This window comes from Algoriphagus sp. NBT04N3 (assembly GCF_019443765.1).
Taxonomy (GTDB): Bacteria; Bacteroidota; Bacteroidia; order Cytophagales; family Cyclobacteriaceae; genus Algoriphagus; species Algoriphagus ornithinivorans.
Map to the genome: position 1 here is coordinate 578,944 of NZ_CP048415.1, position 23,557 is coordinate 602,500.

Consider the following 23,557-nt stretch of genomic DNA (forward strand, 5'->3'; position numbering starts at 1 on the left):
CGCAGATATTTTAAGTTTTTGATTTTAAAAGATTTTCGATTCAGGTTTTTTTACCCAGGGAAATCAGGACTTTCTAAATCAATTTATGAGTCATCAGTTTATATGCGTTTTCAAATTTACCTAAGGCTTGTAATCCCAGCCTATTTACTAGGGTTGATTCATTTTTCAGCACTGGGTCAGTCAATTACATATGAGGATCTGAAATCTTTCAATTCTAATCAAGAAAAAAACCAAGAATTCATCATACTCAATAACCTGGTGAAGAAAGAGGGAAAAATTATTAGAAACTTTGACTCCAATAAATATGAAGAGATTGTATTTGAAAATGCTGAGGGTTTGAGATCTAGCTTTGGTGCCAATCAGATAAAAGGATTTCAACTTTCAAATGGAAGAGTTTTTGAAAGTGTACTAATCCCAGGATCTTCTAAAAGGCAATTTTTACAAAGGCTATTTTCAGGTCAATTAATGAGTCTATATTCTTTTGGAGATAAATACTATATTTTTAATGGATTAGAAATTTACGAGTTAAGATCAGTTTATGATGAGACTAAGGATATTTCCATTAAAAATCCAAGCAAATATGTGCCTTACTTATATTTATTCTCTACCCTGATGGCTGGGAAGTGTTTTGGTCAAGTATCTCCTATTTTACAAAAAACAAAGCTTACAGAAAACGATTTAGTCATTTTACTGGAAAAATTCCATAAATGTGAGGACTCAGAATACATCACCCACATAGCAAAAATCCCGGCTTTTAAACTAGCATCCCAAGTGAAATTTGGAGTAAATAGGTCAGGACTAAGGTCAATTCAAAAAGAGGAAGGAAGAAAAGATAGGCTTCAGTTTTCGGGTGGTTACCAAGCTAGCTATAGCTTATTGTTTGAGGAGTTTAGGAGTCTTCCAAGATTCAACTTCCAGATTTCATTTCAAGCAGAAAGGTCCACACAAGAATTGAGGTCGGACTTGGATCATCCAATAGGATTTTTTAAAGGACAAGAGAAGTTTCAACTTCAGACATTATCAATACCCTTAAGTTTCAATTATGAGGTGTTGAAAAGGCCCAATCAGCAAGTTTACATGGGTATGGGCATCGGTTTTGCTTTTTCTAAATTGACCAGCGATTTTGGGATAATAGAAGTTGATTGGACTAACCAGGATTATCTTTCATTAATTGAAAAAAGCTTTCTGAATGTGCAAGAAAACAGTGTTTTTCCTCTCACCCAAATTGGATTTAAAAGGAAAGTAAGTCAAAAATTATGGATCCTTTCTGAGCTTCAATTAAGATATCTGCCTAACTATTACTCTTCTACCTTAAACCAATTTGAAAGTAATTACCACAGGCTTGATACGAGTTTACACTTTGGAATCCAGTTTTGATTATGAGAATTATTCATTTTCCCCTCCTCCTCATTGCCTTTATTGTCTTTTCATGTGAAAATGAGAGTCTTTCTCCCCGTATTAACCCCCAATTTGGCATAGCACTTATACAGGAGGTATCCGCCTCAGGGGTACAATTTGGTGCAACTATTTATGAGTTTGGCTCGGAGCCAATCATTGAATATGGTTTCGTTTTCTCTCCTTTAGGAGATCCTAAACTTCACAATGCCGATTTTGTAAGGGGAACAGGTACCCCAGAACGTTATTTTGAGCTTGAGGCAAACAGTAGTTTGGAAAAAGGTCGCACTTATTTCGTAGCGGCCTATCTAAAAACTGAAAATGCTACTCTGTATTCTAAAGAAGTTTCATTTCAAAGTCAAGGCTCAGAGGGTTTTTTAGTAGAATCCGTGGAGTGGCCCTTGTTATTCAAAGGAGTAGAGGAAAGGGTAAGAATAAAGGGAGAAAAATTTAGCTCTATCAAGTCAAATTATTCCGCAGAAATTAATGGAATTAAGATGGATGTAGAACTGATTGACTCCGAAAATTTTGAAATAATTATCCCGGAAGATTTTCATCTCAGGATAGAAGGGCAAAATGTTCCAACTGCGATGAAAGTTAGAATTGCAGGAAAAGAATTTTTTGGGGTATATAATTCTCGTTTTGTTGAACCCTCATTTGATCAAGCTGAATTAAAGTCACTTACCTTTACTGATACTTTTCAAATAGAAGGACAAAATCTTTTGTTTGCTCCAATAGAATTAACAGTCGATGGGGTTCCAAGAGATATTATCTCAATTGACTCGGAAAAGTTGACCTTTCAGGCATACAATGTTTCCAATCCTCCGGCAAATTCAACTAAGAGTCCGGTAATTTCAATGAAAGCTAGAGGGTTATCTTATGAGCTAGGTAAGCTATATACATTAAAGGCTCCAGAGATAGACAATACTTCAGTTCGACTTTCAAAATCTTCGAGGCTGGTTCTAAATGGAAGAAACTTCATCCCATCCGTTGTAAACTTCAATAATTTGATCGATCAATACGGCGAAAAATTTGGCGACTTGATAGGAGCAAGTCCTAACCAAGTCCAGTATGGAATAAGTTTAATTCCCAACAGGAAATTGAATTTAAAAATTAAAAATTTTGACCTGTATTCCAATCCGGTTTCTGTCGAAATTACTGATCCCCTAATTCCATTGAGAAAAGGTCCTAAGGAAATCTCAAATTTTTCCCAAAAGGGGATAGTAATTAGTGATATGGGATATTATATCAATAATACAGGATTGTATGAGTTAGGCTTCGAGTATCCTTTTGCCTCTAAAAAGGTTGGAGATGTCCCATTTCCTGAAAATTATTTCTTTGAAAAAATTGACGATAAAATTTTAATCGGTGGAGGCGCCTTCTCCCCGCTTACAATTAGAAAAGAGATTTATTTGTTTGATCCAAAAACGAAACAACTAGAGCAACTTTCAGAGCTTCCAGAAGGTCTTTTAGGATTTAATGTAGTATACAAGGTTGATAATAAGTTATTTTTTGAAAGAGGGGTTCGATTTGAAGGGAGTGGCCAAAGGACTACCCAAGAAAATTGGGTCTTAGATCTAAGCTCGAGTTCATGGACGAGACTATCCGATTCAAGCTGGGGTTTGAATTCAATTGTTAGGTATTTCAATCACAAAAATCAGCTTTACAGTCTTCTTCCTGATGTTCAAAGAGGAATAATTACGTTGGGTAAGAAAAATTTTGTCACGCAAGAATGGGAAATTGTGAGGGAGAATATTGGATTAAGAAGTGGGGCTTTTATTCATCAGCCAGTTCAAATAGGTGATTTTTCTTATTTCATTGATGAAGGAGGAATTGATAGATTGGATTTAAGATCAGGAGAGGTGGATTATTTTCAGGTTAATACTGGAAACCGGCTTAATTCATCTTCCTCCTTTAATCTGGATGAAAAGGCATTTCTAGGAGTTGATTTTTACTTGTATGAATTTGATCCATCCTATTTGAATAAGTAATAACAAGATTATCCTCAATCATGGAAATAGTGCTATCTTCTTTGCTAAGCTTAATAGGCGCTTCGAATTTGCTTAGAGCATGCATCCGAAGAATTCTGTAACAGGAAAAGTGGGAATACGGGAGATTCTGGATTCTGAACCTTTGCGCTAATAATCGAAGACTGGGTTGGTACCTATCAGGTCCTCGTCTTTTATAGGTATCAGAATGAACTACACTCCTTTGGAAGTATTATTTTAAAATCAATTACCTATTTAGGCTCATTAGATGGAGGGACAATTTAGAACCCACTCTCTCGAAAAGTTTCAATACCCTGCCTACAGAAAGCAAGGTAGTAGTAATCGGTGAAAGATTTTATTTTGCACAAAATAATCGATTGGTCGAATTTAACATGACTGATTTGGTGGAAAAAAAAGAAAAATACATTCAAGGGCTGTTAGATCAGTCTTTGTTTCTGAAAGCGGATAAATTATTTTTCACAGGCGAAGGGGACTGGCCGTTCTTATATAGGTTGGATGTTGAGTTTTTAAAATAAGCACTGACAATCTGACCCCTTCATTCTTTGGCACAGGCATTGAACTTTAAGCGTGTACCTTCGTACATTGGAGGTCTAACTTAAACCAAGTCAAAAAACGACAGTTTAACTGTCAAAATGTCTATATGAGTCAATTCGAAAATTCCTTGTTTGATAATCTTATGGTAGGTGAATATGCAGGAGAGGGAGATCTGATCCAATTAATCACCGATGAAGAAGATGATCAAAATGGAAAAGAAATATTAAAGGAAGAAATTCCAATTTTATCTGTTAGAAATACGGTACTTTTTCCTGGCGTGGTCATTCCAATTACTGTTGGAAGACAGCGATCCATTAAACTGGTAAAAAAAGCCCAAAAGGGTGATAAGATGATTGGGGTCTGTGCACAGATCAATCCTAATAATGATGATCCAGCTTGGGAGGATATTTACCAAGTAGGGACATTGGCCAAAATCATCAAAATGATTGTCCTTCCTGATGGAAATACCACGATTATAATTCAAGGTAAAAAGCGATTTAAAATAAGGGAGCAGGTTACTGATGACCCTTACTTTATCGCTAAAGTGGATTTCCTTGATGAAAACTTTCCAAAAAGCTCCAAGAAAATCCAAGCTCTAGAAGAGTCTCTGAAAGACGCAGCTACCAGAATTCTTCATCTGAATCCAGAAATCCCAAGAGAGGCTCAAGTAGCTTTGGATAATATTGACAATACTCCATTTCTTACCCATTTCCTTTCTTCCAATATCAATGCTCCAGTCGAATCCAAGCAGCGATTATTGGAGATCAATGATGGAGTAGAAAGAGCAACTTTGCTTTTGGAATTCATGATGAAGGATATCCAAATGTTGGAACTGAAATCAGAGATCCAAAAGAAGGTACATACTGATATCGACCAGCAGCAAAGAGACTATTTCTTGCGTCAGCAAATGAAAGTTCTTCAAACTGAACTGGGAGAAGAAGGTCCTGAGAAAGAGGTAGAAGATTTGCGAGCTAGAGGAGCCAAGAAAAACTGGCCTGCGGAAGTTGCTAAGCATTTTGAAAAAGAATTGGATAAGATTCTAAGAATAAATCCTTCAGCAGCAGAATACCCGATTGCACTCAACTATGCAGAAACCATGGTGGAATTGCCATGGAATGAGTTTACTCAGGATAATTTTGATTTGAAGCATGCCAAAGAAATTTTGGATGCGGATCACTTTGGCCTGGAGAAAGTCAAGGAAAGAATTATCGAATACTTGGCTGTTTTAAAGTTAAAAAATGATCTCAAAGGCCCCATCCTATGTCTTTACGGACCTCCTGGGGTAGGGAAAACCTCTTTGGGGAAATCCATTGCCGCAGCCTTGGGAAGAAAGTATATCCGGATGTCATTGGGTGGTCTGCATGATGAGGCAGAGATCCGAGGTCACAGAAAGACTTATGTGGGAGCTATGCCAGGTAAGATTATCCAAAACATGAAGAAGGTGAAAATTTCCAATCCTGTTTTCGTTTTGGATGAGATTGACAAGCTTTCATCTGACTTTAGAGGAGATCCAAGTTCAGCTTTCCTGGAAGTATTAGACCCTGAGCAAAACTTCGCCTTCCTTGATAATTATTTGGAAGTGGAGTATGACTTGAGCAAGGTTCTGTTTATCGCAACTGCCAACTCATTGGACACCATTCAGCCTGCATTGAGAGATAGAATGGAAATCATTGAAGTAACTGGATATACTCAGGAAGAGAAAGTAGAAATAGCCAAAAGACACTTGGTTCCTAAGCAAAGAAAAGAGCATGGACTTAAAGCAAATCAAATTCGTTTTGACAAAAGTGCTTTGGTGAAGATTATTGAGGATTATACCCGGGAATCAGGGGTTCGTAATCTGGAAAGAGCCATAGGTAAAGTTGTTAGAAATATTGCCAAGTCCATTGCGATGGAAGAGGAGTATGAGCCTAAAATCAATGCCGAGGCCGTTCGTAAAATCTTAGGTTCTGAGATGTTTGATAAGGAAACTTATCAGGATAATTCCGTGGCAGGTGTAGTGACTGGTTTGGCCTGGACCAGTGTAGGTGGTGAAATTCTCTTTATTGAATCCAGTTTGAGTAGAGGAAAAGGGAAATTAACCTTATCTGGCCAGTTGGGAGATGTGATGAAGGAATCTGCTATGACTGCTTTATCTTATTTGAAATCGCAGGCAGAGCATTTGGAGATTGATCACAGAGTATTTGATCAATATGATTTGCACATACATGTACCAGCGGGAGCAGTTCCAAAAGATGGACCATCTGCGGGTATCACCATGTTGACTGCAATGGCCTCTGTTTATACCCAAAGAAAAGTGAAGGCGAAAGTAGCCATGACAGGTGAAATCAGTTTGATTGGAAAAGTAATGCCAGTTGGAGGGATCAAAGAGAAAATCTTAGCAGCTAAAAGAGCTGGGATTAAAGAGATCATTCTTTGCAAAAAGAACAAGCGAGATATCGAGGAAATCGATGAGCAGTATATCAAAGGAATAGATTTTCACTTCGTGGATAAAGTAAGTGAGGTATTGGACATTGCATTGCTGAAGTCTAAGGTGGATAAGCCGTTAAGATTTTCCTTTCAGTCTGAAGCAAAAACTGCTGAATAATTAAGCGGGGAGAAAAAACTCCCCTTTTTAGTTTTCTATGGAAAACTGATCAAGTTTAAAATTTAAAAAATTACAAGATGGATCAAATTCTTTCTTTAACTCCGAGACAGATCGTCGCTGAGTTAGATAAATATATTATAGGACAAAAGGACGCAAAACGAAATGTAGCCATTGCACTTCGAAATAGAATTCGAAGAATGATGGTAAAGTCTGACATTCAAAAAGATATTGTTCCTAACAATATTTTGATGATAGGTTCCACCGGTGTAGGTAAGACAGAAATTGCCAGAAGATTGGCAAAAGTTGCTCAAGCTCCTTTTACTAAAGTGGAAGCTTCCAAGTTTACTGAAGTGGGGTATGTCGGTCGTGATGTAGAAAGTATGGTTAGAGATCTGGTGGAGCAGGCCGTTCATTTGGTAAGAGAAGTAAAGAATGAGGCAGTAAAGGCTAAGGCTTCCGAATCAGTGGAAGAAATCATTTTGGATATCCTGATTCCACCCGTTAAAGGTGCAGGGTTTAGAACTGCTCCTGTCATCAATGATCAGGAAGAATCAGGTTCTGATGGAGAGCTCAATGAAAGAACTAGAGAAAGATTCCGTGAAAAACTCAGAAACGGAGATCTAGACGATAGAAAAATAGAAATTAATGTGAAAGCATCTTCCCCTGTAGGAGTAGGAATGATTGGAAACGGAATGATGGATGATGCCAGTATGGCGGGTCTTCAGGACATGATTTCCAACATGATGCCTAAGAAGACCAAAAAGCGAAAACTTAGCATAGCAGAAGCTAGAAAGGTCTTATTGGAAGAAGAAGTTTCCAAGTTGATCGATTTTGATGAGGTAAAGGAAGAAGCTATCAAATTGGCTGAAAACAACGGAATTATTTTCATTGATGAGATCGATAAAATTGCTTCTAAATCAGGCAAGAATGGTGGTGGGCCAGATGTAAGTAGAGAAGGTGTTCAAAGAGACTTATTGCCAATTGTAGAGGGAAGTTCGGTAAACACAAAATATGGCGTAATCAATACAGACCATATTCTATTCATTGCAGCTGGAGCATTCCACGTGAGTAAACCTTCAGATTTGATTCCTGAACTTCAAGGTAGATTCCCGATTAGGGTGGAATTGAACAGCCTAACTCAGGAAGACTTTTCAAGAATTCTTCGTGAACCCAAAAATGCTTTGACCAAACAATATCAGGCATTATTTGAGGCAGAGCAGGTTTTCCTTGAATTCAACGATGAAGCCATTGAAGAAATAGCTCGATTGGCATTTTTGATCAACCAAGAAGTGGAAAATATTGGGGCAAGAAGACTTCACACTGTCATGTCCCATTTACTGAATGACTTCTTGTTTGAGGTTCCTGATACCATAGAAGCTAACTCAAAAATTATGGTTACCAAGGAAATGGTACAGGAGAGATTAAATACTTTGGTGAAAAACCGAGATCTCTCACAATATATTCTATGATATAGATTTCTTACCGTTAATTGTAGAAGGGTTTTCATTCAAAACCCTTCTTTTTTTGATTTAAGGTAAGTTTTTAAAATATTTTAAGATTATAAGTAATTGATATTTAATTGATTACATATTTTTGTTTAAATCATTTTAAAAATTGGGATGATCCTTGTTAGGTAAAAGTGAATCACTTGTTCACCCAATGAGTAAATCACTACTAATTTTAACAGGCCATAGTAAAGGCCTAGGCAGAGCTATACTAGATCATTTTCTGAATAAGGAGGGATTTGATGTTTTGGCAATTTCGAGGACAAAACTTGAAATCGAGGCCTCCAATCTAACCCAAATTTCTTTGGATCTTTCCGAGTTGGAAGTTTTGCAGAAAGAGTTAGACTCTGTCTTTCCCATTGATAACTACGAAGAGTTTATTCTGATCAATAATGCTGGCTGGATAGGCGAAGTCAAGCCTATAGGTAGTTTGCATCCTGCAGAATTACGCACGCAAGTGAATTTGAACCTATTAGCCCCTATGTTCTTGACCAATTCCTTTATCAAGACTTACAAATTCAATGAGGCTAGAAAACAAGTAATCAATATCAGTTCGGGAGCAGCTAAAAGAGCAGTTTCAGGTTGGGGAGGGTATTGCAGCACCAAAGCTGCTTTGGCTATGTTTACGATGGTCGCAGCCAAAGAGAACAAATCCGACAAATTCCACTTCTACAGTTTAGCTCCCGGAATTGTAGATACCGAGATGCAGGCAGAGATTAGAAATTCTAATGAATCTGATTTTCCGGATATAGAAAAATTCAAAGGATTTAAAGAAAATGGAGATTTAAGCTCTCCTGAAGATGTAGCGGCAAAAATTGATTTTCTTATTAGCAATCCATCTAAATTTGAGGATGTTATTCAAGATGTGAGAAACTTCTGAAAATTGAGATAAGAAAGGAATTAGGATTTTTTCTTGTTTTTTGGGTAGTCCCAGAAATCTTTTTTTACTGTTTTTGCTTGCATTTCGGCCCAAGAATCTACCAATAAGTTAAAACAGAAAACCCCGGCTGTAGGAAGATTGTCTATATATTCTCCTAAAAATTCTATAAGGTCATTCAACCCGGGGTTATGACCTATTAAGAAAATGGTTTCTTTTGAATCCTTTTGCATGTGAATATATTTCATCATGACGGAAGGAGAGGCATGATATAGGTTGGGCTCTATTTCAATGATTTCTGGTGAGGCTTCCATTGCTTCCACAATCAGTTTTGCAGTAGTCACCGCCCTTTCAGCGGAGGAGCTTAGGATAAGATCAGGTTTAATTCCTCTCTTTAAGAGTCTCTTTCCCATGATAGGAGCAGCTTTAATTCCTCTTTCCGCCAAGGGTCTATCATGATCGTTTAACCAAGGATTATCCCAAGAAGATTTGGCATGTCGGATCAAAACAATTTTTTTCATATGCTTAAAATAAAAAACGATTATTTTGTTTTTTTTAGACGAATATTTACTTTTAAAGCACTTTCAATTACAATTTATAACAATTTATTATGTTTACCGGAACAGTAAAATTTTACAATGAAGCCAAGGGGTTCGGATTTATCGTGGATGATGAGTCCCAAAGCGATGTCTTCGTACACGCAACCGGATTGGTGGACAAAGTTGCCCAAAATGACAAAGTTACATACGACGTCAAGGATGGCAAAAAAGGACCAAACGCCATCAACGTCAAAAAAGCATAAATGCGTTTTTGAATAATGATGTAAAGGAGCCTCCGTTTTTCGGAGGCTTTTTTGTTTTATCTATTTCATGAAGCCATTTTTATTCTGCTAACATGCTCTTTACCATGTCAATACGTCTGGAAATTTTGCTTTTATATGGAGAAAATCTGTCAAAGAGGCAGAAAAAATCGAGTGGTACAAGTTTTTCTTATTAGTAGGTGAAAACAACTTAAACCAACAACATCATGAAACTTACAAAATATAATCCGACCAGTACTGAATTTCCAACCACATTCAGTAGCATGTTAGACAGGTTCTTCAATGATAATTTTATCCCAATGAATAAGCAGTTTAATCCTGCTGTGGATATTTCAGAAGATGATAAAAGCTTTGAAATTGAAGTCGCTGTGCCTGGAATGAAAAAATCTGATTTCAATATCGATCTTACCGAAGGAAGATTGACTATTTCAGGAGAGCGAAAAATTGAGGAGAAAAAAGAAGGGAAAAACTATCATAGCATTGAGACTCATTTTGGATCCTTTAGCAGATCCTTTTATTTGCCTGAAAATGTATTAAGTGAAAAAATCGAAGCTACATATGTGGATGGAGTCTTAAAAATTTCAATTCCAAAAACAGAAAAAAAGAATTTGAAGTCTGTCATAGAAGTCAAATAATTTGAAGAGCGGGAAAACCCCGCTCTTTATTTTTGAGTTTATTTAAAAGGATGTGAAATGCGGTTAATTCTTGTTAATTTGAGGTTTTAGCCACATTAAAAGGCTTTATTATTGAGCCTTTCGTCTTTATAAATTTGTAACAGATATAACACGATAAACTATGAGCAAAAAACAATTCTTTCTTGGGATGCTTCTGGCCTCTTTGATTGGGGGTATTGTAGCATTGGTTGGGGTGAGTTTTTTGATTCAACCTCAAGAAGCTACAAGCTTTGATGAAAAGCAGCAGACCAGTTTTGTTAATTTATTAAACGGTGAAAATTTCACCATTCCCGATGGGATCAATTTTGTGGCATCAGCTGGAATTGTGACCCCGGCTGTGGTCCACGTAAAAAGCACAATTTCTTACGGAGGTACAAGGTCCCAAAGAGATCCAATTCAAGAATTCTTTGGCATTCCTCCAAGGGGCAGACAGGGTGGTCCTGGAATGCAAGCTCCAGTGAGCTCAGGCTCAGGAGTGATTATTTCTGAAGACGGATACATTGTTACTAACAACCATGTGGTCGATGGAGCGAGCCAAATTGATATTTCTTTGGAAAATAATAAGCGTTATGTAGCCAAAGTGATTGGTACAGATCCCACTACGGATTTGGCCCTATTGAAAATTGAGGCTAATGGACTTCCCTTTGTGAAGTTTGGAGATTCTGATCAAACCAAAATTGGTGAATGGGTACTTGCGGTAGGGAATCCTTTTGACTTGAACTCTACAGTCACAGCGGGAATTATTTCCGCCAAAGCTAGAAATATTGGCATCTTGAGAGATGTGGAAAACAACCTGCAGATTGAATCCTTCATCCAGACAGATGCCGTAGTAAATCCAGGTAATTCAGGAGGGGCTTTGGTAAATTTAGCAGGAGAGCTGATTGGTATTAATACTGCCATTGCATCCAATACAGGAACTTTTGCAGGGTATTCATTTGCCGTTCCAAGTTCTTTGGTGAAAAAGGTTATGGATGACTTGATGCGATACGGGACAGTTCAAAGAGGTCTTTTAGGAGTTAGTATTCAAGATGTTAGTCCTGAATTATCCGACCGTTTGAATATAAAATTCCCTGTAGAGCAAGGAGTATATATTGGTGGTGTGAATGAAGGCAGCGGAGGAAAAGAGGCTGGTTTGAAGGCTGGGGATATCATCATTTCAATTGATGGAAGATCGGTAACTAATGTGGCTATGCTCCAAGAAATGGTTGCTAGAAAGCGTCCAGGAGACAAAGTGGAGGTGGAATATATCCGCGATGGCAAGACCTTTAAGACCAATGCGACTTTGAAAAACTTCGAAGGAGACACGAATATTGTCAAAAAGGTAATTCCTAAAACTTATGAGTTTGAAGGCTTGATCTTTGAAAACCTTTCCACTGAACAAAAGGAAAGATTAGGAATATCCGGTGGAGCTTTGATTAATACTGTGGGCGCTCCTAAATGGAGAAGCGCAGGGGCAAGACCTGGATTTATCGTAACATCAATAATTGCCGAAAATGGCCGATATAAAGTAACCGATGCCGAGTCTATTATTTCTACACTCTCCAAATTATCAGGAGAGGAAATTGTTGTACTGGGTATGTTTAATGACGGTACTGAATACTACTTTGAGGTTGAACTCGAATAGGGATAAGGAAAACTAATCATAAAAAAAGCTCGCTGGATAATTCCAGCGAGCTTTTTTGATTTATATGGTGCTTATGCAACTTGAAGTCTCTTGAACTTTGATTTGTCAAATTGAGACTTGGCATATTCTTCATCAATGACCAATTCTTTGATGTCCTCATTAGAAGGAAGTTCATACATAGCATCCGTGATGATTGCTTCACAAATAGAACGAAGTCCTCTTGCACCTAGATTATACTCCACAGCTTTATCTACAATGAAGTCAAGACCACTTTCTTCAAATACTAGATTTACCCCTTCCATTTCCAAAAGCTTGTGATATTGTTTCACCAATGCATTTTTTGGTTCTGTAAGGATTCTTTTCAGTGCTTCTTTGTGAAGTGGATCTAAGTGGGTTAGTACAGGAAGTCTTCCTATCAATTCTGGAATTAAGCCAAAGGCCTTGAGGTCTTGCGCAGTCACATATTGCAAAAGATTTTCTCTGTCCGCCAAGGATGCTTCGGAAGCCTTGCTAAAGCCCAATGGCTGAGTGTTGAGACGCTTGGCAATATGTCTGGCAATTCCATCAAATGCACCTCCGCAAATGAAGAGAATGTTCTCTGTATTCACGGCGATCATTTTTTGATCTGGATGCTTTCTTCCTCCTTGAGGTGGTACATTGACCACCGTACCTTCCAAAAGCTTGAGCATTGCCTGCTGCACTCCCTCTCCACTGACATCTCTTGTAATAGATGGATTGTCTGATTTTCTAGCGATTTTGTCAATCTCATCGATGTAGACAATTCCTCTTTCTGCAGCTTCCACATTATAATCTGCCGCTTGGAGCAGTCGAGTCAGGATGCTTTCTACATCCTCACCTACATATCCTGCTTCAGTCAATACAGTAGCATCAGCAATACAAAAAGGAACCTCTAATATTCGAGCGAGTGTTTTAGCCAGATAGGTTTTTCCTGTTCCTGTATCACCAACCATGATGATATTGGATTTTTCAATCTTGATATCATCCTTTTCTACTTTTTGCTGAAGGCGTTTATAGTGGTTGTAAACAGCTACAGTCAAAACTTTTTTAGCATCCTCCTGACCAATCACATATTGGTCCAAATAGGAGGTAAGCTCCTTTGGCTTTTTAAGATTAAACTTTGGTTTGGAAGCCGCACTTTTCTTGGTTTTTTCTTCCTCACCAAGAATCATGTGCGCTTGCTCGATGCAGAAATTACAGATATGGGCAGAAATACCCGATACCATTAAGTCTACATCTTTTTTATTTCTTCCGCAAAAGGAGCAGGTTACCTGAGCCATTTAATTATTTTTTTACAAGTACTTCATCGATCAAACCGTAGTCTTTTGCTTCAGGAGCTTTCAACCAATAGTCACGATCTGAATCTCTTTCAATTTCTTCGTAGGTTTTTCCTGTATGATTTGCCAGGATTTGGTACAGCTCCTGTCTCATGGAAAGAATTAATTTAAGAGATATTTCCATGTCTTTAGACTGTCCCTGCATTCCTCCAGAAGGCTGGTGAATCATCACTCGGGAATGCTTAAGTGCAGATCTTTTGTCCTTCGCACCACCGGCCAGCAAAACTGCACCCATGGAAGCAGCGATTCCGGTACAGATAGTAGCTACATCTGGACCAATGTACTGCATCGTGTCGTAAATGCCTAATCCAGCTGTAACTGAGCCTCCTGGGCTATTGATGTAAAGGAGTACATCTTTTTTGGAATCCACTGATTCCAAAAACAGCAACTGCGCAACAATAATATTGGCAATGTGATCATCTACTCCTGTTCCCAAGAAAATGATTCTGTCCATAATCAGTCTTGAAAAGACGTCAATTTCTCTGAAGTTTTGAGGTCTCTCTTCGATCACAGAGCGAGTCATATTCTCGATGTGTTGTGTATACTGGTCAAATGCGGTGCCGCTTACACCTTGATTGTGAATCGCATACTTTCTGAATTCTTCTTTATTGATCATATCTATGTATGTTGTGGTAAACAAAAATAAAAAAAGCCCTTAAATAAGGACTTTTTTATAGAGCTAAAAGCATTTTACTTTTCTAAAAGTTCCTTGAACTGATCAATGCTTATTTCCTTTTCTTTCATGTCTATTTTTTCCTGTACAAATGACAAGACTTTGTCATTCTGCACTGAGGTCAACATATTCATATAGTTTTGACCTTCTTCTCCTTTCAGATAGTTGTCTACAAACATATCCATGCTGTCTTCCATTTGAGATCCAAGACCACTTGCTGCGAATTGCTCCCTGATCATCTCTTTGGTTTTAGCGATAACATCTTCGTGCTCCGCCTTAATTTCATTAGCTCTAGCCAACTCATTAGAAACCAAAGACCAAATCAACTGTCTTGCATAGATTGGAAATTCTTTATCAACGTCTTCCTGAGTGACTTTCCCTTCGTTTGCTTTAAGCAACCACTCTTTCAAGAAGTCTTCCGGCAAATCAAGGCTGGCCTTTTCTACCAACACTTTCTTTAATTCTTCCTCAGTGAAAACTTTGGATTCTTTATCGTAATTAGACTGAAGAGTGTCTTTTACTTTAGCCACGAATTCTTCTTCCGACTTAACTTGCTCTGGGCCGAAGATTTTATCAAAAAACTCCTGATCCATTTTCGCCTCTTCAGTTCTGTTGATATTCTTTACAGTGAATGTAAAAGCTCCATTGGCAAATTGCATTTCATCTTCAGAAAAGTCAAAAGCCTCATCCCACTCACCTTTTTTCACGTCTTTAGCGTCAAACTCAACTACCGCATCTTTACCAAGACCGATGAATTTTTTAGCTAATTTTTTACTCAACTTAGAAAGTGGTAAAGAAATAGTTTTTGTGAAATCTCCTTCAGCAGCTTTCAAGTCTCCATATACATTGTCACCCTCCTCAGAAGTTTCCGGATTGGTGCTGTTTCCATACTGAGATTTTAGGTTCTCTATGGTTTCATTGACCAATTTGTCATCTACCTTGATTGCGTATTTGGTAGCTTTGATTTTCTTGTCAAGCGGCAATTCAAAATTCTCGATAAAACCGATTTTGTATTCAAAATCAAAATCTTTCTGGTTTTTCCAGTCAATTTTCTCCTCAACGTTTTCTACTGGAAGTGGATCACCCAAAACTCTGAAAGTTTGCTCTTTCAGATACTTATTCAAGGAGTCACCCAAAATCCCATTGATTTCTTCCACCAAAACGGAAGTTCCATACATGTTTTTAACCATGGAAATTGGAGCTTTCCCAGGTCTGAAGCCACGAATATTAGCTTTTCTAGCATAATCTTTCAATTTGGCATCTACCTTCGGTTGATAATCTGCTTCTGTTAGCTTAATTTTAATAGAAGCTTGATTTGCTGAGTGCTTGTCTAATGTGATTTCCAAAGCGCTTGTATGTTTATGATGAAGATTAACTAAAAACCCCCAATCTCTTTCCTGTTTGTTGAAACAGTCGAGTGATTGAGGGTTCGGTATGTGTGCGGATGGAGGGACTCGAACCCCCATGCCTCGCGGCGCTAGATCCTAAGTCTAGTGCGTCTACCAATTTCGCCACATCCGCAGTTGAACCAATTCAAATCCGGATATTACATCCCGTTTTCAATTGTGGATGCAAATGTAGGTACTAAAAGATAATTTGCAAATGCTCACCCAAAAAAAAATCTAAAATCATTTCCAAAAATTAAGAGACAGCTTCCATTTTTGTAGTAAATTCCCTCAGTATGATTCAAGTAGATCTCGAAGAAGAGAGAAAAGAAATTTTAAAGCGATATAGAAGAATTCTTCGTCAAGCCAAACCCATCCTGAAGGAAGGGGATGCAAAGCTCATTAAAAGAGCTTTTAATGTATCTCTGGAGGCTCATAAGGATATGAGGAGGAAGTCGGGGGAACCCTATATCTATCATCCATTAGAAGTAGCATTGATCTGTGTGGAAGAAATCGGATTGGGCACCACTTCAATTGTATCTGCCTTATTACATGATGTGGTAGAAGATACTGATTGGGAGTTAGAAGATATAGACCGGGAGTTTGGACATAAAGTCATGACCATCATAGATGGTTTGACTAAAATATCTGGAGTATTTGAGTATGGAAGCTCTCAGCAAGCTGAGAATTTCCGGAAAATGCTTCTGACTCTTTCGGATGATGTGCGGGTAATTTTGATCAAAATTGCAGATCGTCTGAACAATATGCGGACCTTGGCTAGCATGCCTAGGCATAAGCAATTGAAAATCGCATCAGAAACAATGTATCTGTACGCCCCACTTGCACACCGATTGGGACTTTATGCGATTAAGTCTGAATTAGAGGATCTTTACCTGAAATACACCGATACTGATACCTATAAGGATATTGTTAATAAGATTAATGAATCAAAATCCTACAGAAATAGATTCATCAGGTCTTTCATTCAGCCAATCGAGGAAGAGTTGAATCGCCAAGGCTTTTCTTTCAGCATTAAGGGCAGGCCCAAATCTGTTTTTTCAATTTATAACAAGATGAAAAAGCAGGGGATTCCGTTTGAAGAGGTTTATGACTTGTTTGCGGTACGTATCATTTTGGATAGTGAATTGGAAAGTGAAAAGGCTGATTGCTGGCAGGTATATTCCATTGTCACTGATTTTTATAGACCAAATCCTGATCGACTTCGAGATTGGATCAGTACTCCCAGATCCAATGGTTACGAGTCCCTTCACACTACTGTAATGAGTAATACAGGGCAGTGGGTGGAAGTACAGATTAGGACTTCCAGAATGGATGAAATTGCGGAAAGAGGATATGCTGCACACTGGAAATACAAGGAGAAAGACAGTAGCGGTAAGGGTAGTTCCGGATTGGATGATTGGATTACGCAGGTTAGGAGCATGCTGGAATCCAATGATGGAAATGCTATCGAATTCATGGATGATTTCCGCGGAAATTTATTTCATGAAGAGGTTTTCGTCTTTACGCCTAAAGGAGATTTGAAAGTGTTGCCTTTCGGTTCAACAGCTTTGGATTTTGCTTTTGAAATCCATACTGAAGTAGGAGCCAGATGTATTGGTGCCAAAGTGAATCAGAAGCTGGTTCCTATCAATCATAAGCTGAAAAATGGAGATCAGGTAGAAATTCTCACCTCCAATAAGCAAAAGCCGACAGAAGATTGGTTGAATAACGTAATGACCTCTCGTGCTAAGGCCAAAATCAAAGATGCGCTGAGAGAGGAGAAGAAATCTGCCATTTTGGATGGAAAAGAGATCATCCAAAGAAAGCTTAAGCAGATGAAGATGGATTTCAATTCAGAGACTGTAGAGAAGCTACGGGCTTTCTTTGAATTGAAAACTGCGAATGAATTTTATTATAGAGTGGGGAAAGGAATAATTGACCCTACCACGATCAAGTCCTTCAAAGATTTTAAAGAAAACCAGAAACTGAAGCATAAGGCTATTCAGGAAAAGGTGAAAGATGAAAGTACCTTCACCAAAGAAATCAAAAGCTTGAAAGGACCTGATCATGATCAGTTGCTGATCGGGGAGGATATGGATGTAGTGGATTATATCCTTGCAAAATGCTGTAATCCTATCCCGGGAGATGATGTTTTTGGATTTGTGACTGTCAATGAAGGAATTAAAATCCATAGAACTTCCTGCCCCAATGCCTTGGAACTCCTTTCCAATCATGGAAATCGAGTGATCAAAGCCCGTTGGACCAGTCAAAAGGAAATTGCGTTTTTAGCAGGTTTACACATTGTCGGCACAGACCGTGTGGGCTTGATCAATGATGTTACTAAGGTGATATCCAATGAATTGAAAGTAAATATGCGGTCAATTACAGTGGATTCAGATGCCGGGATTTTCGAAGGAACAATCAAGCTCTATGTCCACAGCACAGAGCATTTGGATAAATTGATGAAAAATTTGAGTCAGGTAGAGGGAATCATCAAGGTTTCACGCTTTGATTGAACAAATGAATCTTTTCTCCCTATCAAAAGTTATATTTGGAAAAAAAGAAGCCAATGTCTTTGAATACAACTCATTTCGAAGAAGTAAAGAAAATATTTACAGCCTATCTCGAAAATCAAAAGCTCAGGAAGACTCCTGAGCGATATGCGATTTTAGAAGAAATTTATAGCCGAAGCGGGCATTTTGATGTGGAGTCTCTTTACATCAGTATGAAAAATAAGAATTACCGCGTCAGCCGAGCTACTGTTTATAATACCCTGGATCTTTTGGTGGAATGTGACCTAGTGACCAAACACCAATTCGGAAAGAATCTTGCACAGTTTGAAAAATCCTATGGATACAAGCAGCATGATCATTTGATCTGTGTAGACTGTAATCAGGTGATGGAATTTTGTGATCCCCGTATCCAAAATATTCAAAATACCGTAGGGGATATTTTGGATTTCAAAGTAATGCATCACTCACTGATTTTGTATGGGAATTGTACCAAGGAAAAATGTGAAAATAGACCCACTAATTAGAAAATGAAATTAACCTATAGAAGCGCACAGGACGAAAAAGCGCATTATTTATACATCCAAGGGGATTTGATTGGGGATGAAGTTGGGCCTAAGCTAGTGGAAGTGGTTTCCGATGCGATTGAAGAGGGTGCTAAAATTTTTGTCATTGATCTGAGCGAAGTGAGATATATCAGTTCCTCGGGGATTGGCCTTCTTATTACCATGTTGACCAAAATGCGAAATGTGGGAGGAGAAGTTTATCTGACCTCCCCTTCAGATCATGTTAAAAAGTTGCTGATCATTACGAAATTGAACAACATATTCACTGTTTTTGATTCCGTAGAGGAGTTTCAAAAGAAAAATCAATAGAAATTGAATGCGATATAAAGTCAACCTGTTCACGGGCGGGTTGACTTTTTCTTTTTGGTTCAGGTAATTATTTATCCTAATTCACTTGGTTTTCTTTACTCGAATCGCAAATTTCGCCCTTCAAAAAGACTTTGATTAACCGTTTAGACCGCACATCAAATGAAGATGGATGTACTTCTGGGTCTCCAGTGGGGAGATGAAGGAAAAGGAAAAATTGTAGATGTTTTAGCTCCTGAATATGAAATCGTAGCCCGCTTTCAGGGAGGCCCCAATGCAGGACATACATTGGAGTTTGATGGCATCAAGCATGTTTTACACCAAATTCCTTCAGGAATTTTTAGATCTCAGATTCTTAACATTATTGGAAATGGAGTGGTACTGGATCCAGTGGTTTTGAAAAAAGAGATAGATGGATTGGGTAAGTTTTCCATCGATTACATGAAAAACTTGGTGATCTCAAAGAAAGCCACCATCATCGTTCCAACCCATAAATTATTGGATGCTGCTTACGAGCAATCCAAAGGAGATAAGAAAATTGGATCTACACTCAAAGGAATTGGTCCAACTTACCAAGATAAAATTGGTAGAACTGCTCTTCGAGTGGGAGATATCCTAAGCCCTGAGTTTAAAGAGAAATATAATACGCTTTTAGAAAAGCATAAGACCACCTTGTCTTTTTATGACTTCCCTTTGGATCAATTGGCTGAAATGGAAAAGCAATTCTTTGACGCGGTTGAATTTTTCAAGACACTCAATCTAATCGATAGTGAGTACGTGGTCAATGAAGCTTTATCAGCCAATAAAAGAATCTTAGCCGAGGGTGCTCAAGGTTCATTACTGGATGTAGACTTTGGCTCTTATCCATTTGTGACTAGCTCTAGTACCATGACCGCAGGAGCGTGTACAGGTTTGGGAGTTGCTCCATCCAAAATCGGAGATGTGTTTGGAATTTTCAAAGCCTATTGTACCCGTGTAGGGAGTGGCCCTTTCCCAACTGAATTATTTGATCAGACTGGGGAAGACATGAGAAAAGAAGGTAATGAGTTCGGCAGTACTACTGGAAGACCTAGAAGATGTGGATGGTTAGATTTACCAGCATTGAGATATAGTATCATGATCAATGGAGTTACCCAATTGTTTATGATGAAAGCAGACGTGTTAAATATTTTCGAAGAGATCAAAGTTTGTACCCAGTATGAACTTCCAAATGGGGAAAAGATTGATCGTTTGAGCTTTGAAATCACAGATACCGAAGTTAAGCCAGTTTATAAGACAATGAAGGGCTGGAATTGCTCTTTGGAAAACGTTAGATCTTATGAAGATTTCCCTCAAGAATTGAAAGACTATGTGTCTTATCTGGAAAAAGAGCTCAACGTCCCAATCAAATTGGTTTCGGTGGGGCCGGATAGAGTCCAAACCATTATGAGATAAAAATTTTAGCCTCGGATTTTAACCATTCGAGGCTTTTTTCTTTTTGTGCTGAGATCATTTCGTATTTTTAGCAAAATGTGTAGGAGAATGAATTTTAAATTTTTTGTTGCCGGTCTTTTAATCTTTTTGAATTTCTTGGTAGGAGTTAAAGCTCAGACAGGGTTTCCGTATTGTGAAAGTTTTCAAACGCCAGGCACTCAATCTAAGACCATATTTGGGGGAAATGCTTCCTTGACTGGCGGGGTCCTGAGACTCACCAGTAATTTGAATGATCAAGTAGGTTATGTTTACATTGATGTGCCATTTCCATCCATTTATGGGATTAAGTCAGAATTTGAGTATTTCAGCTATGGAGGAACAGGCCAGTTCCTGGCTGATGGTTTGACCATTTTTTTATTTGATGGAGATACACAGAATTTTTCACCTGGTGGATTTGGAGGCTCCTTAGGCTATGCTCCTAGAAATAATGAGTCTGGATTGAGTAATGCCTACATAGGAATTGGCTTTGATGAGTTTGGGAATTTCGGCAACAGTGGCGAGGGAAGGATTGGCAGGTTTTCTAATATTCAGCCTGAAGAAAGAGTACCAGATGCTATTGTAGTAAGAGGACCAGGAAATGGGTTTCAGGGTTATCAGTTTATAGTAGGAAGAAAAACCAATACAACAGGAACTAATAACGATGGGCTCAATCCAGGAGCACAATTCCCAATTAGCTCTGGTGGTTCAGGGACTACTAGAGTGACAGATCCTAATCAGCCTGGCTATAGAAAGGTGTTTTTAGAATTAGAACCCAATCCTAATGGAGTAGGTTTTTTTCTCACCTTGAGAATGATGGTCACTACTCAGCCCAATCAACCGAGAATGGTGACCATATTCGATAGGCCTTATGATTTTCCTGCACCGAAAAATCTTAAAATCGGATTTGCAGCTTCTACCGGAGGGTTTACTAATTTTCATGAAATCAGAAACCTTCAAGTTGAAGTGTCAAATGACGACGCTTTGGAAAATCCCATCGGAATAGATTTCGAAGATGTTGCTACTTGTGAGGGACAGGAAAATCAGTTTTTTATTTTGGATCAGGATGTGGTTTTACCTAATGCTGACTCAGAAATTCGCTGTTTGCAATTTTACAGGACAAGGGAGGAAATTCAGGCACAGGCAGATGATATCTGTACTCAGGCAAGATGTTTGGAACAAAATAGGTATTTGGTTCTGTCGGAAGGAATTCTGGAGGCAGGAGAAAAAGGTGCCTACACATTTTTCCCAAATGAAGGCTTTGCCGGTCAAGAGGTCACCGTTTTTTACACTATTGGGGATAATTATGGGAAAGCTTCTGAAGGGAATAAAATTACCCTAAGGATACAAGAGTCTCCAGAGCCAGTAAGTTTGGAGGTCATCGGTAAAGAAGTTGTGGAAGGAAGTATCAATAGCTGCCCTGGAGAATCATTGACTTTTATAGCGAGTGGGAATGAAGATTATACTCGGTACGAATGGTATCTTGATGGGGAATTGATAGTTAATGAAACCTCTGACCAGCTTATTATAAGTAATGAGGGCATGGTAGAGGTTTGGGCTTACAATAGAAATAATTGTCCTGCTAAATCGGATCCGATTGAGGTGGTATATCCAGAGTATCCGGAATTAATTTTTGATGAATTAGTTGTGGGATGTGTACCCGGTGAGCCAGTAAATATTTTTGAAGGTATATCCTCATATGATCCAGAGTCATTTGATTATTTATTGACTGGGAATGGTTTGGAATTGGAAAACGAAGAGATTTTAACTTTAAATCAAAGTGGCACTTACGAAGTCTTTGTGAAGCCTAAAGAATTTGATTGTTATTCCGGTTCCAATCAAGTGGAGGTATTCATTCAGGAGGAAGAACTATTAATTGGTTACGACTTTGTTGTTCAGGGTACAGATATTCGAGGGGATGCAGAAGGTGGTATTTTTCCTGATGATCCTATCCAGTTCACAGATATGTCAGATACAAGAACTATCCGCTGGTCTTGGGATTTTGGCGATGGGGAAACCTCTCAAAATAGAGACCCCGTGCATGTTTTCGGAAAGAAAGGTGAGTTTGAGGTTACTTTAACCTTGACTGATAGGTTTGGCTGTCAAAAAAGCTTGACTAAGGTTATTTCTATTACCAAAAGTTACCGGGTGATGTTTCCGACTGGATTCACTCCGGGTTTGGAGGAAAATAAAACTTACACTCCAAAATACAAGGGGCTGGTCAGTGCAGAACTTTTGATTTTTAATTTATGGGGTGATTTGATTTTCCAGAGCAATGAATTGAATGGTGCAGGATGGGATGGAACCATCGAGGGGAAATTAGTGGATGCTGGTACATATATCTATCGATTCAATGGTGTTTCTACAGAAGGAGAGCAAGTAAAAGAGAGTGGAAAATTTAAGCTGATCAGATGAGTAAATTTTCGATTTTCGCGGTTTTGTTTTTTCTGATTTGTTTCTTTTCGAAAGGACAGGATGTTCAATACTCGCAATTTTATGCCAACCCGTTTTATTTAAATCCAGCTTTTGCAGGCAGTACTGACGAAAGTAGAGTAGGTTTTAATTTTAGAAATCAATGGCCAGCATTAGATCAGAGTTTTTTAGCATCTACAGCCTATGGAGATCATTACTTTGAAAATTTGAATAGTGGGGTAGGTGTTATTATTACAGGGGCAAAAGAGTCCTTTACTCAAAGTCAATGGTATGAAGTGGGTTTGCTTTATAGTTACCGCTTGAAATTATCAGAGAGTACATTCTTTCAGATTGGCTTTCAAGGTAGTTTCACTGGAAGAGATGTATATTTTGATAGAGTCATTTTGGGTACGCAGCTTGATATCAACAGAGGAGTGATTATTGGACAGCCGGGAGATGGATTTGAGGGTGAAAGCAAGCTTCGTTCATTTGATGCCCATACTGGCTTTTTATTTTATGGGAAAAAGTTTTGGATGGGAGGTTCAGCCTTTCATTTATTGGAACCCTCGATTAGTTTTCTTTCAGAAAGTGAAAACACTTTACCTATGAGGTTTGGGGTTCATGGAGGATATAGGTTTGAATTGGCTCCTGGCTATATCAATGAGTATCTGAATAATTATGATCAGGAACGATCTATGGCCATTGCTTTTAATTATAGACAGCAGGGATTGTATAATCAACTGGATATTGGTGCTGAATTTTTCTTTGAGCCATTAATCCTTGGTTTGTGGTACCGAGGTCTTCCAACTAAGTACCAGTTGCCAAATAGTGAGTCTTTAATTGCCTTGGTAGGGATATCCTTGGATTCAGGGATTGAGC

General features: G+C 38.4%; 18 protein-coding genes and 1 tRNA gene (1 of these 19 cut by a window edge). 14 read left to right on the forward strand and 5 right to left on the reverse strand.

Annotation, left to right across the window (positions count from 1 at the left end; genetic code table 11):
• The first annotated feature begins 102 nt into the window (after nt 1-102).
• The 5 genes from GYM62_RS02580 to GYM62_RS02600 all read left to right on the forward strand — a co-directional run bounded on the left by GYM62_RS02580 (nt 103) and on the right by GYM62_RS02600 (nt 8,907).
• The gene (locus GYM62_RS02580; RefSeq protein WP_219958181.1) at nt 103-1,377 is read left to right on the forward strand and encodes a hypothetical protein; all 1,275 of its coding nucleotides are present in this window, start codon (nt 103-105) and stop codon (nt 1,375-1,377) included.
• A 2-nt stretch (nt 1,378-1,379) separates the two neighbouring features.
• Nucleotides 1,380-3,386: a kelch repeat-containing protein gene (locus GYM62_RS02585; RefSeq protein WP_219958182.1), complete on the forward strand. Its 2,007-nt coding sequence runs from the start codon at nt 1,380-1,382 to the stop codon at nt 3,384-3,386.
• A 658-nt stretch (nt 3,387-4,044) separates the two neighbouring features.
• Nucleotides 4,045-6,522, forward strand: coding sequence for an endopeptidase La (gene lon / locus GYM62_RS02590; RefSeq protein ID WP_219958183.1), 2,478 nt, complete (start codon nt 4,045-4,047; stop codon nt 6,520-6,522).
• Between the two features lie 77 nt (nt 6,523-6,599).
• Nucleotides 6,600-7,991, forward strand: coding sequence for an ATP-dependent protease ATPase subunit HslU (gene hslU / locus GYM62_RS02595; RefSeq protein ID WP_219958184.1), 1,392 nt, complete (start codon nt 6,600-6,602; stop codon nt 7,989-7,991).
• Between the two features lie 190 nt (nt 7,992-8,181).
• Nucleotides 8,182-8,907, forward strand: a complete 726-nt coding sequence (locus tag GYM62_RS02600; RefSeq protein WP_144604102.1) for an SDR family NAD(P)-dependent oxidoreductase — start codon at nt 8,182-8,184, stop codon at nt 8,905-8,907.
• A 20-nt stretch (nt 8,908-8,927) separates the two neighbouring features.
• Here GYM62_RS02600 and GYM62_RS02605 read toward each other — a convergent pair whose 3' ends face one another.
• The gene (locus GYM62_RS02605) at nt 8,928-9,425 is read right to left on the reverse strand and encodes a histidine phosphatase family protein (protein WP_219958185.1); all 498 of its coding nucleotides are present in this window, start codon (nt 9,423-9,425) and stop codon (nt 8,928-8,930) included.
• Nucleotides 9,426-9,514: 89 nt separating this feature from the next.
• Between GYM62_RS02605 and GYM62_RS02610 the strand changes: the two genes are divergently transcribed.
• The 3 genes from GYM62_RS02610 to GYM62_RS02620 all read left to right on the forward strand — a co-directional run bounded on the left by GYM62_RS02610 (nt 9,515) and on the right by GYM62_RS02620 (nt 12,022).
• A complete protein-coding gene (locus GYM62_RS02610; protein ID WP_024281570.1) occupies nt 9,515-9,706 on the forward strand; it encodes a cold-shock protein in 192 nt (63 codons plus the stop codon).
• A gap of 224 nt (nt 9,707-9,930) precedes the next feature.
• Nucleotides 9,931-10,359: an Hsp20/alpha crystallin family protein gene (locus GYM62_RS02615; protein ID WP_091655102.1), complete on the forward strand. Its 429-nt coding sequence runs from the start codon at nt 9,931-9,933 to the stop codon at nt 10,357-10,359.
• Nucleotides 10,360-10,519: 160 nt separating this feature from the next.
• Nucleotides 10,520-12,022 carry a S1C family serine protease gene (locus GYM62_RS02620; RefSeq protein ID WP_219958186.1) on the forward strand — a complete coding sequence of 501 codons (1,503 nt, stop codon included), beginning with the start codon at nt 10,520-10,522 and terminating at the stop codon, nt 12,020-12,022.
• A gap of 71 nt (nt 12,023-12,093) precedes the next feature.
• Here the strand turns inward: GYM62_RS02620 and clpX are convergent, their stop codons facing one another.
• The 4 genes from clpX to GYM62_RS02640 form a co-directional block, all read right to left on the reverse strand.
• Nucleotides 12,094-13,320, reverse strand: a complete 1,227-nt coding sequence (gene clpX, locus GYM62_RS02625) for an ATP-dependent Clp protease ATP-binding subunit ClpX (RefSeq protein ID WP_219958187.1) — start codon at nt 13,318-13,320, stop codon at nt 12,094-12,096.
• 4 nt (nt 13,321-13,324) lie between these two features.
• On the reverse strand, nt 13,325-13,993 hold the full coding sequence (locus GYM62_RS02630; RefSeq protein ID WP_286941961.1) for a ClpP family protease: 669 nt from the start codon (nt 13,991-13,993) through the stop codon (nt 13,325-13,327).
• Nucleotides 13,994-14,067: 74 nt separating this feature from the next.
• Nucleotides 14,068-15,396 carry a trigger factor gene (gene tig, locus GYM62_RS02635; protein ID WP_219958188.1) on the reverse strand — a complete coding sequence of 443 codons (1,329 nt, stop codon included), beginning with the start codon at nt 15,394-15,396 and terminating at the stop codon, nt 14,068-14,070.
• A gap of 93 nt (nt 15,397-15,489) precedes the next feature.
• Nucleotides 15,490-15,571 (reverse strand) — tRNA-Leu (locus GYM62_RS02640).
• A gap of 160 nt (nt 15,572-15,731) precedes the next feature.
• Between GYM62_RS02640 and GYM62_RS02645 the strand changes: the two genes are divergently transcribed.
• The 6 genes from GYM62_RS02645 to GYM62_RS02670 form a co-directional block, all read left to right on the forward strand.
• On the forward strand, nt 15,732-17,951 hold the full coding sequence (locus tag GYM62_RS02645) for a bifunctional (p)ppGpp synthetase/guanosine-3',5'-bis(diphosphate) 3'-pyrophosphohydrolase (RefSeq protein ID WP_219958189.1): 2,220 nt from the start codon (nt 15,732-15,734) through the stop codon (nt 17,949-17,951).
• A 53-nt stretch (nt 17,952-18,004) separates the two neighbouring features.
• Nucleotides 18,005-18,472: a Fur family transcriptional regulator gene (locus GYM62_RS02650; protein WP_144604095.1), complete on the forward strand. Its 468-nt coding sequence runs from the start codon at nt 18,005-18,007 to the stop codon at nt 18,470-18,472.
• A gap of 3 nt (nt 18,473-18,475) precedes the next feature.
• On the forward strand, nt 18,476-18,820 hold the full coding sequence (locus tag GYM62_RS02655) for an STAS domain-containing protein (protein WP_219958190.1): 345 nt from the start codon (nt 18,476-18,478) through the stop codon (nt 18,818-18,820).
• Between the two features lie 159 nt (nt 18,821-18,979).
• Nucleotides 18,980-20,251, forward strand: coding sequence for an adenylosuccinate synthase (locus GYM62_RS02660; protein WP_219958191.1), 1,272 nt, complete (start codon nt 18,980-18,982; stop codon nt 20,249-20,251).
• An 87-nt stretch (nt 20,252-20,338) separates the two neighbouring features.
• Complete coding sequence (locus tag GYM62_RS02665) at nt 20,339-22,681, forward strand: PKD domain-containing protein (protein WP_255590508.1); 2,343 nt, start codon at nt 20,339-20,341, stop codon at nt 22,679-22,681.
• A protein-coding gene (locus GYM62_RS02670) for a type IX secretion system membrane protein PorP/SprF (RefSeq protein WP_219958193.1) crosses the window boundary here: on the forward strand, nt 22,678-23,557 show its 5' portion. Its footprint extends 143 nt past the window's final position; only the first 880 of its 1,023 coding nucleotides appear in the window; its start codon is at nt 22,678-22,680; the stop codon falls past the right edge of the window. Before GYM62_RS02665 ends, GYM62_RS02670 begins: the two co-directional genes overlap by 4 nt.